Annotated in this window: 15 protein-coding genes; 3 read left to right on the top strand and 12 right to left on the bottom strand. The window is 69.5% G+C overall.

The features are described 5' to 3' along the window. Positions 1 to 61: 61 nt before the first annotated feature. Together nth and Q7W02_16680 are read right to left on the bottom strand one after the other, a co-directional pair. On the bottom strand, positions 62 to 691 hold the full coding sequence (gene nth / locus Q7W02_16685) for an endonuclease III (GenBank protein MDO8477796.1): 630 nt from the start codon (positions 689 to 691) through the stop codon (positions 62 to 64). Between the two features lie 35 nt (positions 692 to 726). Next, positions 727 to 1,506 (bottom strand): TRAP transporter TatT component family protein, encoded by a 780-nt coding sequence (locus tag Q7W02_16680; protein MDO8477795.1) that lies wholly within the window; start codon positions 1,504 to 1,506, stop codon positions 727 to 729. A gap of 75 nt (positions 1,507 to 1,581) precedes the next feature. Between Q7W02_16680 and Q7W02_16675 the strand changes: the two genes are divergently transcribed. Together Q7W02_16675 and Q7W02_16670 are read left to right on the top strand one after the other, a co-directional pair. Next, positions 1,582 to 2,493 (top strand): alpha/beta hydrolase, encoded by a 912-nt coding sequence (locus Q7W02_16675; GenBank protein ID MDO8477794.1) that lies wholly within the window; start codon positions 1,582 to 1,584, stop codon positions 2,491 to 2,493. Next, on the top strand, positions 2,490 to 2,942 hold the full coding sequence (locus Q7W02_16670; GenBank protein MDO8477793.1) for a DUF4149 domain-containing protein: 453 nt from the start codon (positions 2,490 to 2,492) through the stop codon (positions 2,940 to 2,942). Before Q7W02_16675 ends, Q7W02_16670 begins: the two co-directional genes overlap by 4 nt. A gap of 22 nt (positions 2,943 to 2,964) precedes the next feature. On the opposite strand, the gene Q7W02_16665 is transcribed toward Q7W02_16670, so the two are convergent. After that, positions 2,965 to 3,453 carry a TetR family transcriptional regulator C-terminal domain-containing protein gene (locus Q7W02_16665; protein MDO8477792.1) on the bottom strand — a complete coding sequence of 163 codons (489 nt, stop codon included), beginning with the start codon at positions 3,451 to 3,453 and terminating at the stop codon, positions 2,965 to 2,967. 32 nt (positions 3,454 to 3,485) lie between these two features. On the opposite strand from Q7W02_16665, the gene Q7W02_16660 reads away from it, so the two are divergent. After that, positions 3,486 to 4,661 carry an acyl-CoA dehydrogenase family protein gene (locus Q7W02_16660; protein MDO8477791.1) on the top strand — a complete coding sequence of 392 codons (1,176 nt, stop codon included), beginning with the start codon at positions 3,486 to 3,488 and terminating at the stop codon, positions 4,659 to 4,661. A 28-nt stretch (positions 4,662 to 4,689) separates the two neighbouring features. Here Q7W02_16660 and gspD read toward each other — a convergent pair whose 3' ends face one another. The 9 genes from gspD to gspG are packed head-to-tail and all read right to left on the bottom strand — an operon-like array spanning position 4,690 to position 12,395. Next, positions 4,690 to 7,047: a type II secretion system secretin GspD gene (gene gspD / locus Q7W02_16655; protein ID MDO8477790.1), complete on the bottom strand. Its 2,358-nt coding sequence runs from the start codon at positions 7,045 to 7,047 to the stop codon at positions 4,690 to 4,692. Then, entirely contained in the window at positions 7,040 to 7,645 is a 606-nt protein-coding gene (locus Q7W02_16650) for a type II secretion system protein N (GenBank protein MDO8477789.1), read from the bottom strand. The genes gspD and Q7W02_16650 overlap by 8 nt, the downstream gene beginning before the upstream one ends. 2 nt (positions 7,646 to 7,647) lie before the next feature. Continuing rightward, positions 7,648 to 8,223, bottom strand: coding sequence for a type II secretion system protein GspM (gspM, locus tag Q7W02_16645; GenBank protein ID MDO8477788.1), 576 nt, complete (start codon positions 8,221 to 8,223; stop codon positions 7,648 to 7,650). A gap of 1 nt (position 8,224) precedes the next feature. Continuing rightward, positions 8,225 to 9,550 carry a PilN domain-containing protein gene (locus Q7W02_16640; protein ID MDO8477787.1) on the bottom strand — a complete coding sequence of 442 codons (1,326 nt, stop codon included), beginning with the start codon at positions 9,548 to 9,550 and terminating at the stop codon, positions 8,225 to 8,227. Further along, complete coding sequence (locus tag Q7W02_16635; protein MDO8477786.1) at positions 9,547 to 10,506, bottom strand: type II secretion system protein GspK; 960 nt, start codon at positions 10,504 to 10,506, stop codon at positions 9,547 to 9,549. The genes Q7W02_16640 and Q7W02_16635 overlap by 4 nt, the downstream gene beginning before the upstream one ends. Further along, positions 10,503 to 11,114 carry a prepilin-type N-terminal cleavage/methylation domain-containing protein gene (locus Q7W02_16630; GenBank protein ID MDO8477785.1) on the bottom strand — a complete coding sequence of 204 codons (612 nt, stop codon included), beginning with the start codon at positions 11,112 to 11,114 and terminating at the stop codon, positions 10,503 to 10,505. Before Q7W02_16630 ends, Q7W02_16635 begins: the two co-directional genes overlap by 4 nt. After that, the gene (locus Q7W02_16625; protein MDO8477784.1) at positions 11,111 to 11,500 is read right to left on the bottom strand and encodes a prepilin-type N-terminal cleavage/methylation domain-containing protein; all 390 of its coding nucleotides are present in this window, start codon (positions 11,498 to 11,500) and stop codon (positions 11,111 to 11,113) included. The genes Q7W02_16630 and Q7W02_16625 overlap by 4 nt, the downstream gene beginning before the upstream one ends. Continuing rightward, positions 11,497 to 11,928, bottom strand: a complete 432-nt coding sequence (locus Q7W02_16620) for a GspH/FimT family pseudopilin (GenBank protein ID MDO8477783.1) — start codon at positions 11,926 to 11,928, stop codon at positions 11,497 to 11,499. The genes Q7W02_16625 and Q7W02_16620 overlap by 4 nt, the downstream gene beginning before the upstream one ends. Then, positions 11,925 to 12,395 carry a type II secretion system major pseudopilin GspG gene (gspG, locus tag Q7W02_16615; GenBank protein ID MDO8477782.1) on the bottom strand — a complete coding sequence of 157 codons (471 nt, stop codon included), beginning with the start codon at positions 12,393 to 12,395 and terminating at the stop codon, positions 11,925 to 11,927. The genes Q7W02_16620 and gspG overlap by 4 nt, the downstream gene beginning before the upstream one ends. Positions 12,396 to 12,440: the final 45 nt, after the last annotated feature.

Genomic DNA, 12,440 nt, shown 5'->3' with positions numbered 1-12,440 from the left:
CCCAAGGATCCAGAGCCCAAGGCCGACAGGGCCGCCCTCGCGCTGCTGAGGAAGCTTCGGATTAGCGCGAGCGGGTGACACCGACGCGCGCGCAGGGCGCGCGCACCGGACACTCCGAGCACTTGGGCGACACGGGCTGGCCGATGTTCTGGCCGAAGGAGACGAGCAGGTCGTTGTAGCCGATCCAGTACCGTCCCGGGAGGCTCTGCCGCAGCGCCGCTTCGGTCTCCTCCGGATTCCGGGTCCGGACGTAGCCCAGGCGGTTCGAGATGCGGTGCACGTGGATGTCCACGCAGATGCCCGGCTTGTTGAAGCCCTTGGTGACCACGAGGTTGGCCGTCTTCCGGCCCACGCCCTTGAGCGTGAGCAGCGCGTCGATCTCGTCCGGCACCCGGCCGCCGAACCGCGACAGGAGATCACGGCAGACGCCGAGGATGACCCGCGCCTTGGTGCGGTAGAAGCCGACGGGGAAGATGGCGCGCTCGATCAGCGTAGGCGTCAGGCGAAGCATGGTCTCGGGCGTCCCGGCGAGGGCGAAGAGGCGCGCCGCGGCCGGGCCCGTCGTCTCGTCCTTGGTGCGCAGCGAGAGCAGGCAGGCGATCAGCACGTGGAAGGGATCGCGCCGCCGGGCTGCGACGTCAGCTAGTGTGGTTGTGCGCCAGCGCTTGGCGGCGCGCCCGAGGGTCCGGATGACGCGGCCGATCTGGAGCCGCGGCCGGCGGCGGCTCAGGAGCGCGCCTTGATCTGCTCGAGGAGCGCCTTGGCCTGCGGAACGTCCTTCACGGTCCAGTCGGCGGGATTGCTCGGCGCCTTCTCGTCCAGTACGGCCAGGGCCTCCCGCTGGGCGTCGGCCGTTCGCCGCTTCTTCCAGAGCGTGCGGGCCAAGCCTACGCGCATGTTGGTATAGTGAGGGTCGAGCTCGAGGCCCCTGCGGAACATCGCCTCGGACCTGTCGAGGTCCCCGCCGACGAAGCCCGGGACCTCATAGTAGATGTTGCCGCCCAGGGCGTAGGCAGGAGCGAAGGCGGGGTCGAGCTCGAGCGCCGCCTCCATCGCGTCTTTGACGGTGGGCAGGAGGAAGAGCGAGCGCATCACACCCTTCGTTTGCCCCCAGCGGCCCGTGTTGGTGCCGTACCAGAAGCGGGCCGCGGCGCTCCTCGGCGCGAGCTCGACGGCACGCTTGGCCATCTGCCTGCCGCGATCATAGGCCTCGAGCTTCTCCTCCGGTGTCTTCGCGCGTACGTCGCCGTAGATGAAGCAGGCCTGCGAGAGGGCCAGCAGCGTGTCGAGGTCGGCGTTCACCTGTGCCGCCTGTTCGAGGGCGGCCCGGAGCTCGTCGATCTTCTGCGGGTTCTCGTGGTAGCGGGTCGCCCAGACGCGAAGCTCGGCGACGAGCGGCGACTGCGCCCATGCGGGGAGGGCCGCGGCGGCCCAGAGCAGGACAACCCAGACCAGGGCGGTCCAGAGCAGTGCGGCCCAAAGCCGTGCGGCCAAGTCCACGCGCATGTGCCCGATGCTAGGAGCCGGGGCCGCGCGTGTCAACTTGAACTGCCCTGCTTCGGCCGCTACTGTAGAAGGGGCATGCCGAAGATTCCCCGGTCCGAGCCTTGGCAGCACCGCTTCGTCGAGGCCAACGGCCTCCGCTTCCACGTCGTGACTTCGGAGGCGGCCGGAGGACGCCCGGCGCGGGGACTCGTCCTACTTCTCCACGGCTTCCCCGAGTTCTGGTACTCGTGGCGGCGGCAGATCCCGGCGCTGGCGGCGGCCGGCTTCGACGTTGCGGCACCGGACCTGCGCGGATTCAACGACTCCGACAAGCCCGACGGCATCGAGGCCTACAGGATCACCAACGTCGTCGAGGATGTGGCGGGGATCATTCGCGCCCTGGGCCACGAGCGCGCCTGCATCGTGGGGCACGACTGGGGCGGCGCGGCGGCCTACGCCTTCGCCATGCTCCATCCCGAGATGACCGACAGGCTCTGCGTGCTGAACTCGCCTCACCCCGCTCTGTTCTCCAGGGAGCTGCAGCGGGGCAACGTCCCACAGCTCAAGAAGAGCTGGTACATGTTCTTCTTCCAGCTGCCGGACGCCCCGGAGCGGCTGCTCGCGGCCGACAACTTCCGGATTCTCAAGGGCATGCTGGCGGGCAGCGCCCGGAAGGGGACTTTCAAGCCGGCCGATCTGGCCCGCTACGCGGAGGCCTTCGCCAAGCCTGGAGCGCTTCGGAGCGCCATCAACTGGTACCGCGCGGCATTCCGAGGCGGATTGCCGTCGGTGCGGGAACTGCCGAAGATCGCGGCGCCGACATTGATCATCTGGGGGGACAGGGATTTCGCCCTAGGCAAGGAATTGACGCGGGGGATGCGGGCGTATTTCTCGGGCCCGTTCAGGATCACCTACCTGCCGGGCGTGAGTCACTGGGTCCAGCAGGAGGCTCCCGTGAAGGTGAACGCTCTGCTGACGCGCTTTCTCGCCGCGGGTGCCCGGCGGTGAAGCAGCTCACGGTGGTGGCGGTGGCGTTGTGGCTCGGCGCCATGGGCTTCTTTGCCTTCGTGGTCGCACCCGCGGCCTTCACGACCCTCGAGCGGGAGGCCGCCGGTCGGTTCGTGAGCGCGGTCTTCCCTCGCTATTACACGATCGGCCTGGCCCTCGGGTTAGCAGCCCTGGTGGGGCTCGGCGCGCGGTGGCTCGGGGGTGGGTGGCGGGGCTGGGATTGGCTGCCCGTGGGGCTTGTCCTGCTCATGCTCGCCCTGACGCTGTACGCGGGCGCGGTGGTCCTGCCTGCCGCCCACGCCGCGCGCGAAGCGATGCGGCAGGCCGGCATGGACCCGGCAGCCGCGGCGGGCTTCGCGCGGCTCCATCGCCTGTCGGGCATCCTCAACGGGATCGTGATGATCTCGGGTGTCCTGGTGCTCGTGCTCGAGATGGCGAGGCGCCGCTGAAGGGCTTCGAGCTACCGCCCGCTCAGGCCCCGCTGAGCGTGAGGCTCAGCAGCGCTCGCACCAGTTCGCCCGGTGGCACGGCCCCGCCCTGTGTAGCCGCCTGGAGCAGGCACCCCTCGGCCGCGCCCAGCATGACGGCGGCGACGGCGCCCGTATCGAGCTCCTTCCTGAACGCTCCCGCCGCCACGCCCGCCTGGAGAATCTCCTCGAGCGACAGCCGGAGCTGCTCGCGCTGCCAGGCCAGCGCCAGCCGGTGGTGCTTGTCGTGACGCGCCCGCATCCAGCCCGTCAGGAGCATCTCGGAGAAGTCAGGATCGCTCTGGCCGTAGGCGCCGAAGATGATCTCCATGGCGCCCTCGAGCCTGACCGCCGGGGGATCGCCGCCGCGAGCCACGCGTGCGACGGCGGCCACGATGGGCGCGAAGCGCTCCTCGAGCGCCTGAAGGCTCGCGGCGAGTGGTTGTGGCGCGTGCGGTGTCGCGGGCTTGCGGCCGGGAGCTTTCCGCTTCACGCTCCGAGTATCCCACGCTAGAATCCCTGACCATGGACTTCAAACTTTCTCCCGACCAGGAACGGTTCCGGGCGGAGCTCCGCGGCTGGCTCGAGGTCAATAGCCCAGGCGACTGGGGCAAGATCCGCGCCGGGCTCAAGACGCGGGAAGCGCAGGCCGAGTTCCTCGTCGGATGGCAGCGCAAGCTCCACGGTGCGGGCTACGTAGGGCTGCACTGGCCCACGGCCTATGGCGGGCGCGGCGCCACCGTGCTCGAGCAGGCGATTTTCTACGAGGAGATGGCGAGAGCGCACGCACCCGAGCTGCCCAACGCCATCGGCCTCGACATGGCTGGGCCGGCCATCATCGCCCACGCCAGCGAGAAACAGAAGCAGGCGCATCTGCCGAAGATCCTTTCGGCCGAGCACATCTTCTGCCAGGGTTTCTCCGAGCCCAACGCGGGCAGCGACCTGGCTGCGGTCGAGACGCGGGCTACACCGAAGAACGGCTACTACGTCATCAACGGCCAGAAGGTGTGGACCTCCTACGCCCACTACGCGAACTGGTGCATCCTGCTGACCCGCACCGACCCGCAGGCGCCGCGCCACAAGGGTCTGACGTTCTTCATCGTGGACATGGCGAGCCCCGGCTTCACGGTCAAGCCTCTCAGGCAGATGAACGGGGACGCGGAGTTCAACGAGCTGTACTTTGACAACCTCGAGGTGCCGGCCGAGAACGTCGTGGGGCGGGAGAACGGCGGCTGGGCGGTGGCCATCACGACGCTCATGTTCGAGCGCGGGCCGCGCGCCCTCTCCCGCCAGCTCATCCTGCGCCAGGGCATTGCCGAGCTGCTTGAGCTCGCCCGGGCGCGCGGTCGCGCGGCGGACCCGGTGATGCGGCAGCGGCTGGCCCAGGCCTACATCGACGCGGAGGCGCTCCGCTATGCCAACCTCCGCACCCTGACGCGTCTCATCCAGGGGGAACAGCCGGGACCGGAGGGGTCGGCGTCCAAGCTCTTCTTCAGCGAGACGTGGCAGCGGGTGCTGGAGCTGGGGCTGGAGATGCAGGGCCCCTATGCTGCGCTCTGGCAGGGGAGCCCGCGCGCGGTGGGCGACGGCTGGTGGCAATACCGGGCCCTCCGATCGCGTGGGGACACCATCGCGGGCGGCACCTCAGAGATCATGAGGAACATCCTGGCCGAGCGGGTTCTGGGACTTCCGAAGGACTAGACGGCCTTGCGGCCGGTCGGACACGCTCCTAGCGGGGCGGGGGCTGCGCGGGCGGTGGGTTGAGGGTCGGCGGCAGCTTCTGGGGAGCCAGCTTGAAGGACTGCTCGATCTCCGGCGAGCCCCGGCGCATCTGATCGGTGATGCGCGCCGCGTCCGTAGGGGTACCCACGACCCGCGGGGTGATCAGCAGAAGCAATTCCGTCTTCTCGATCTTCTCCTCGGTGGACCCGAAGAGGTAGCCCAGGACCGGGATGCGGTTCAGGAAGGGGATGCCGGTCCTGATCTGGGTCCGCTTGTTCTGGATCAGGCCCCCCAGGACCAGGGTCTGGTTGTTGAGCAGGACAACCGAGGTTTCCGCTTCCCGCTTGGTGAAGCGGGGGGAGTTGATCGGCGGGGGCTCCGGGGCACCCACCTCGTTCACCTCTTGCTTGACGTCGAGGGCCACCGTGCCCTGCTCGCCGATCCGGGGCGTGACGGTCAGGATGATACCCGCGTCCTTGTACTCGACCGTCTGCGTGATCGAGTTGCCCGTGCTGCCGCCTGCCGAGACCGGTACCTGCTGTGAGGTGACGATGGGCACCGAGGTCGAGACGTTGATGACCGCTTTCTTGTTCTCGCTGGTCATGATGGACGGGCTCGACAGGATATTGACCCTGTTCTCGGTGGCGAGCGCGTTCAACGCCGCGAGGAACTCGCTGGCCGCGAAGGTGAACACGTTGAACCCGAGCGGGACGATGCCGCCGCCGAGGCTTCCCCCGCCGGGGATCAACCCCGCGGGCGGCCGCGAGCGCAGGACGCCCGTCTGGGTATTGCTGATGTCGAAGCGCCCGCTCCGGACGGCCCATTCGATGCCGAGCTTCGTGTCATCCGTGAGCGTGACCTCGGCGGCCAGCACCTCGATCAGCACTTGCCGCGCCATGCGGTCGAGCTTCCGGATCGTCTCTTCGATGTCCTTCCAGAGGCGTGGATACGTCGTCACGATGATGGCGTTGGTGACCTCGTCCGAAATGAAGCGGAGATCCGTCACGGGTCCGCCGCCTTCGCCCGGCACCACGGGTCTTGCCGGCACGAGCAAGGGCGGCGCGGGCGGCGGTGGCGGCGGGGTGGTGAGCCCGCCCGGAGGCGCAACACGGACCGCCTGGATCGCCCGGTCGCCCCGGCCATAGATGGCATCGAGCGTGGCGGCGAGGTCCTTGGACTTGGTGTTCTCGACGAAGTAGATGAAGACGCGCTGGCCGCCGTAGATGTCCACGTCCAGCTTCTCGATCAGCTTGAGTATGGTCTCCATCTCCTGCTTGCGGGCATGGATCACGAGCGAGTTGGAGCGGCGCTCGGCGACGATGAGCGGTGGCCGCTCGGCGATTGGTCCTGCCTCCGGTTCCGGCGGGCGGGGAGGCATCGGCACGCCGGGCGCGGCCGGAGGCCGCGGGAGCGGGACCGGCAGTCCCGGGGCGACCGCGCCCACGCCCGTCCGGAGCCGGCCGCTGGCGAATATCTGGTTCAGGAGCTGCGCCAGCTCCTGAGCATCCGCGTTCCTGATCGGGATGATCTGCAGCTCGTCCACCGCGACCGCGACGTCTACCAGCTTCAGGATGTCGAGCACGCGGCGGATATTGGCGGCCGTGTCCGTGATGATGAGGAGGTTGGTCTCGCGGTGGGCCGATACGGCACCCTGCGCGGGCACGAAGGGACGGAGGAGATTGACCGCGTCCGCCGCGCCGATGTAGCGGAGCGGCACGATCTGGGTCAGGATCTCGTCGCCGGCGCGCGATGGGTCCGCGTCGCGCCCGACGACGGTCCGGACGGAAGCCTGCGGCGCGCCCTCGCGCGGGATGATCCGGTAGAGGCTGCCCGAGCGCACGGCCGTCAGGCCATTGACGTCGAGGATGGTCAGCAGCACGTTGAAGACGTCGTCGCTGGCGATCTTGCCGATGGTCTGGACCGTCACCTTCCGCCCCCGCGCTTGCGGCGCCAGCACGTAGTTGAAGCCCACGATCTCGGCGGCCGCCTGGATCACAACTTCGACGTCGGCATTGTCGAAGTTGAAAACGATGGTCCGCGGTGAGGAGGCTCCCGTTGTCGGCGGTGGTGAAGGCGCCTCCGTTGTTGCGGCTGCTGCCGGGGGCGACGTGGGATCGGGCGGACGCGCGGGGCCGATCGACAGCGGCGGCGGGGGCGCGGCCTGCGAGACAGCCGGCGGAGGGAGCGGCGAAGGCAGAGGCGGCACCGGCGGCAGCGGGACCGGCTCAGTGCGCACCTCGATGCGGGTCGGGGACGGCTGGGCGGCGCCCGCGGCCTTGCCGGCGCGTCCCGCGCCTAACGAGCTGCACCCCCCGAGCGCCAGCGCGACCAGCAGCAGCCACGCCGTCAGTCTCGGGCTACTCATAGCCCGGCTGCCCTAGAAGCGGCACGCGCCGCCTGAGCTGGGGAGGCGTTGAAGCGGGCGGAGTCGGAGGCGACGGTGGTGCCGGTGCCACTGCTGCAGCCGGAGGCCGCTGGCCCGGTGCCGCGCTGACCGTGGTCGCCCTGGGCTTGGACGGATCCCGCAGCAGGACTTCGAGGGGACCTTCAGGTCGCTCGATCACGACCTTGTCTTCGGCGATCTGCTGGATGCGGCCGCCGCCAATCATGTCGCCCACGGAGTAGCCAGCCACCCGCTTGGCGGCGGGGTCCTCGAGGAAGGCGCGGCTCTTGGCGCCGTCTATCACCACGCCGTGGAGGATAGGTTTGGCCACGGGCGCCGCAGCCACCGCCCTCTCGCTTCGGCCTGGGTTGAAGAGGTTCCGGGCCGCGATCACCGCGTAGCCCGAGAGGTCGGGCTCCACGCTCACCGATGCCGCGGCCGGCGGCGGCGCTGTCGCGGCCGGCGGCGCGGCTGGCGCAGGCAGCGCGCGTCTCACGATGAGCGTGCGCACGATGCCTGCCGCGAGCGCGATGCTCACGATGCCGAGCACGACGTTGAGGACTAGGAGCCGTCGCGACATGGTTAGTTGGTCCCCGCGCCCGCCGGCGGGGGCAGGAGGTAGCCTGCGACGGTCAGGGTGGTGAGGAGCTCCCGCGGCTGGCCGACGGCGACCACGCGGACCTTGATGTCCCGGACCGTGAGGAGCCTGGTCGTGCGCTCGATCTGGTAGAGCAAGGTCATGGTCTCTCGCATATTTCCGGTCACGGTCAGCTCTATCGGCACTTCCTGCAGCCCTGCCAGGTCGGCGGGCGGCAGCACGCGCTCGCTGCGCACGTCCACATTGGCCGCCGCTGCCACCTCTTTGACCAGCTTCTGAAGCTCCGACGCCGCCAACGGCGGGGTGGGCCCGGGGAGGAGGCGCGCGGCCTGCTCCTCGAAGCCCCGCCCGGCCTCGTTCAGCTCCTCGGTCAGCCGCGGCCGCTGCGCGATCAGCCGGCGCCGCGCCTCAAGCGTAGCCTCGCGCGCCGGCGCCAGCTCGGCCAGCTCACGGCCCCGGACGACCAGCGGCTCCACGACGTAGAGGTACAGGGCCACGACCAGCAGGCCGGCCACGGCGAGACCGATCAGGGTGCGCTCGCGACGGGTCAGGGTTGCCATCTTAGCGCCGCTCCCAGCTGGCGCGTAGCCGGAACTGCTCCTTGCCCTGTCCCTTGGTCACGGGCGAGGTGAACTCCACGCGGTCGAGCCAGGGCGAGGCCTCGAGCGTCGGGATGAGCTGGCTCGCGGCGCCGGCTTGACCGATGATCTCCACGCCCTGGCTGTCCATGTTGAGCGCCTGAAGCCAGGCGTCCTGCGGCAGGAGCTCGGTCAGGTCGCGCAGGAAGGGTAGGGCGCGCAGGCCATTGGCCTCCACGCTCTTCAGGGCTGCGACCAGCTTTTTCTTTTGCGCCACCTCCGCGGCGAGCCGCTGCACGGCCTTGACCTCGGGGTCGAGCCGCCGGATCTCCTGGGAGAGGAAGTTCACGTGCCGGTCGCGCTGATAGGCCTGCGCGCCCAGCAACCCCAGGCCGAGGATGGTCGTGAGGCCGAGCATGACCGCCGTGACGAGCTGGCCGCGAGAGACGCGTCGGGGCCGCAAGGCTGGTGACAGCAGATTGATGCGTGGGTGAGATGAGCCGACCGCCACGGCCAGGGCCAGCAGGCCGGTGCCGGCGTGCTCCTCGGGTAAAGTATCGGCCAGGGTCTGGATATCGGGCGCGTACGGGGGCTCCGAGACTGCGACGCCCAGCTCTGCCAGCGCGGGGGCCGAGAGGAAGCGGTCGGTCTCGTCGCCGGAGATCCACAGCGCCTGGCAATCGCGCCACCGGAGAAGCGGGAGGCTGCGCTGGATTTCCCGCACCAGCTCCTGCGGCGTCTCGGCCGGCACGGACCGACTCGAGCGCACGAGCCCGCGGCCCAGGAACACCAGGTCGGTGCGTCCGTCATGGCGATGCGCCCACACCGCGCGCCTGACCTCGACCTTGCGTGGCAGGAGCGCCCGCAGATCGTGGCAGGCGACGGACACCGCACGAGGACGGCGCTGGGCCTCGCGCAGCAGCCGGAGAGCCTGATCCACCCTGCGCGACTCGCACGCGCCGACCAGCACCCTGAGCGGCCCATCCGCACTTCCCGCGTTGATGCTCCAGTCGCTGACCATGTCCTCGGGCGGGAAGGGGACATAGAGCTCAAGCTCGAAGCGCACCATCTGCCCGAAGTTGCCTTCGCCGGTTCGCGGCAGCTCCAGCACCTTGACTACCACGAGGCTCCGGTCGAGGCCCACTCGAAGCCGGCGCTGCTTGTAGCCGTGGCGGTCAAGCTCGCCTGCCAGACGGGCTGCCGGATTGTCCCCACTGTCGAGCGCGAGGCATTCGAGCTCCCCGCGCGCGGAGACGACGGCCAGCGTCAGCCGGTTCTCGTCCATCAAGAGTCCCGCGCGCGGTCTCATCGCTCGGCCGGGCGCCACGACAGGATGGCCACCCGGATCGCGGGCGCCGCCCGACCGGTCGGCTGGCCCGTGCGGCGCTGGACGATGGCCACGATACGAGCCCGCGGCTCCCCGGCGGTCAGCCCCTCAGCCTCGATCCTGAAGGTCGCGCTCCCAACCGCGAGGCCCCGGCCGGCAAAGCGCGGGGGCACGGTGGTATAGGGCTGGCGGGTGCGAGTCTGGGTGATGTCCCCGACCTCGGCGTCGGAGAGCCCGAGGGTCTTGAGTACGGGCCCGGGCGCCGTGTTTATGTTCACGGTGCCTCGTCCTGCAACCGTGACGAGGTCGACCAGCCCCGGCTGTCCCTTCGCACCCGTGTAGATCTCGCGCGTCACGCCGCGGATCTGGAGCAGCTCGGCCGTGTCCTGGAGCGCGCCGTTTCGCGCGCGGTAGGGAACCGGCAGCTTGAGATAGAAGTCCTCGCTCTCCGCGCCATTGAGCCGGTGGAGCTCGTCGGCGTCCTTCCAGTCCTGGAGGGAATCGTTGATGATGTCGCGCGCCTGCTTGTCGACGCCGATGGCCGCCAGTAGACGGTCCACGCGGTCCGGCGGCGCCGAATTGAGATTGATCCGCGACTCCTCGTCCATTATCCGGTACGAGAACTCGCCCGTGCCGAGGGCCACGCGCTCGCGGGGTAGCTTGGGGAGCTTGACGGGAAGGCCCGAGCCATCCGGCGCGAGAAAGAAGACAAGCGTGCCGTCCTCGTCAAGGGCCTGGACGCCGCCCGGGCCCAGGATCTCTCGTATGGCCTGCTGGACAGCACCTTCGGCGAGATGTGTCGCCACGATGCCGTCCTTGTACGAGCGGACCATGGAGGCTTCGAGGCGCATGGACACAGCGAGCTCCGTTACCACGACGGCCAGGAGCGCCAAGACGAGCATCACCGCCAGGAGGGCGAAGCCACGCTCATTGCTCACGGCGTGGCCACCGGCAGCGAGACGAGGAGCGGCGCCTGCTGGACGCTCTGCCCGGCCTGAACGATGGTCAGCGTCACCTCCGCCGCCAGCGGGAAAGCCTTTTCCTTGTCTGCATCCCACCTCTCAGTCCAAGTTCGATCGGAATCTCGGAGGTACCGAAACGCGACGGCCGTGACGGTGCCATCCACGACCGCGGGCGACAGGCGCTCGAAGGGCTTGTCGTTCGGCAGCGGCTTCTGGCGGATGGCAAGCCCGGCGCCCGCGTCGTGCGAGAGCGTCACCGCCGTATACGCGATGGGCTCGGCTGCCGGGAAAGGCGGCGCTGTCGTAACGAAGGCCACCCTGTCGGGTTCGCCCTCGAAGAGGAGATGCGCAGGCTCCCGGCCTGTGGCCGGAACCTGGTACGGGTGCGCGGCGGCCAGGGTACGGGTGACGATCTGGGTGATGCTCCGGGTGCGCTGAAGGGCTTCGGCACGCCCGTCGCCCCGCTGCCAGGCGGCCAGCCCCACGCGCAGCCCCGAGAACATGACTACGAGGAGCGTGGCCGCTATGGTGAGAGCGATCACCACCTCGACCAGAGTGAAGCCCGGCGGCCGTACGCGAGTCATGGTGTGGCCGCTGAGGCTTGCGAAAGGCGGAGAGTTGCCACCTCGACGGTCCGTCCGCCGTCCCAGCGGACGGCGACCGAGAGAGAGAAAACCCGCGGCGCCGTGCTGCCGGCCGGAGCCGGCTCATCCGGAATCGCCACGAGGCGCGCTCGGCGCTCCCAGGTGAACCGGCCCTCCTGACCGGTCTCTATGCCCTCGATCGAAGCCTCCGAGGCCCGTACGAGGCGGTCGGCAAGAAGCGAGGCCTCCTGGTGATCGCTCGAGAGCTTCAGGAGCCGGAGGCCCTGCGAGGCGAGCTGGATGAGCGTCACGACGGCTACGCTCAGGATGACCATGGCCACGAGGACCTCGAGAAGCGTGAAGCCCGCGCTGTGCCGACGGTTCATGGGTCGACGCGTTGGGTGGCAACGCGCCCGGTCAGGGCATCCAATGTGATGAGGTACGCATGGCGGCCGGGCATCTCGACGCGGAGCCGGGCGCCGCTGGACAGGCCCTGCGGCTGGAAGCTGATCACGCGGGCGGGCGGATCGGCTGTCACTCGTAGGCCCGGTGGGAGCCGCCGGATCGCGGGCACCGCATCACCGCTCCGCAACTCCACGAGACCCTCTTCCGTGTTCACCCGCACCTCGTAGGGCCGGTTGCGCGTGACCGCGTGCTCGCGGGCGGCGCGCAGAAGGCTCGCGATGCCCGCCGCCTCCGCCCGGGTCCGCACCGTGTCCACGCCCCGCGCTATCGAAGGCGCGGCCACGCTCACGGCCAGTGCCAGGACGAAGAGCGTCACGGCCAGCTCGATGAGGGTGAAACCGCGCTTCACTTGACCGACCATGACGCGACGTCGGCGTTCTCGCCGTCGCCGCCAGGCGCGCCGTCGGCGCCGAGACTCCAGATGTCGAAGTCGTCGTGATCGCCCGGGCAGCACTTGTACTGGTAAGGCTTGCCCCAGGGATCCGCCGGAACCGCGTTCTTCTTCAGGTAGGGGCCGTTCCAGTTGGGGACATTCGAGTTGCGCACGAGCGCCTCCAGTCCGGCGGCGGAGGCGGGATAGGAGCCCACGTCGAGGCGGTACTGGTCGAGGGCGGCGCTGAAGAGCTCGATCTGCGCGCGCGCCGCGGCCAGCTTGGACTGGCCGATGCGGCCGAAGAGGCGAGGGCCCACGAGGCCGGCCAGGAGGCCCAGGATGATGATGACGACCAGGAGTTCGATCAGCGAAAAGCCGCAGGAATTGCCCAGGGAGCGGAGCCCCGCCCGCAGGGCTCGACGCGTACCGCGTAAGTGGGTCATCCTGATAGGATTCTTGCCAAATCGTGGGCCCCCGTCAACGGACGC

It is taken from the genome of Candidatus Rokuibacteriota bacterium (assembly GCA_030647435.1).
Classification (GTDB): domain Bacteria; phylum Methylomirabilota; class Methylomirabilia; order Rokubacteriales; family CSP1-6; genus AR37.
This window is presented reverse-complemented; position numbering and strand designations above follow the sequence as displayed.

Coding starts and splice junctions, on each gene's coding strand:
- gspD (MDO8477790.1), bottom strand. CDS start 7,047: ATGAGTAGCCCGAGACTGACGGCGTGGCTGCTGCTGGTCGCGCTGGCG.
- Q7W02_16680 (MDO8477795.1), bottom strand. CDS start 1,506: ATGCGCGTGGACTTGGCCGCACGGCTTTGGGCCGCACTGCTCTGGACC.
- Q7W02_16675 (MDO8477794.1), top strand. CDS start 1,582: ATGCCGAAGATTCCCCGGTCCGAGCCTTGGCAGCACCGCTTCGTCGAG.
- Q7W02_16650 (MDO8477789.1), bottom strand. CDS start 7,645: ATGTCGCGACGGCTCCTAGTCCTCAACGTCGTGCTCGGCATCGTGAGC.
- Q7W02_16660 (MDO8477791.1), top strand. CDS start 3,486: ATGGACTTCAAACTTTCTCCCGACCAGGAACGGTTCCGGGCGGAGCTC.
- gspG (MDO8477782.1), bottom strand. CDS start 12,395: ATGACCCACTTACGCGGTACGCGTCGAGCCCTGCGGGCGGGGCTCCGC.
- gspM (MDO8477788.1), bottom strand. CDS start 8,223: ATGGCAACCCTGACCCGTCGCGAGCGCACCCTGATCGGTCTCGCCGTG.
- Q7W02_16630 (MDO8477785.1), bottom strand. CDS start 11,114: ATGACTCGCGTACGGCCGCCGGGCTTCACTCTGGTCGAGGTGGTGATC.
- Q7W02_16640 (MDO8477787.1), bottom strand. CDS start 9,550: ATGAGACCGCGCGCGGGACTCTTGATGGACGAGAACCGGCTGACGCTG.
- Q7W02_16625 (MDO8477784.1), bottom strand. CDS start 11,500: ATGAACCGTCGGCACAGCGCGGGCTTCACGCTTCTCGAGGTCCTCGTG.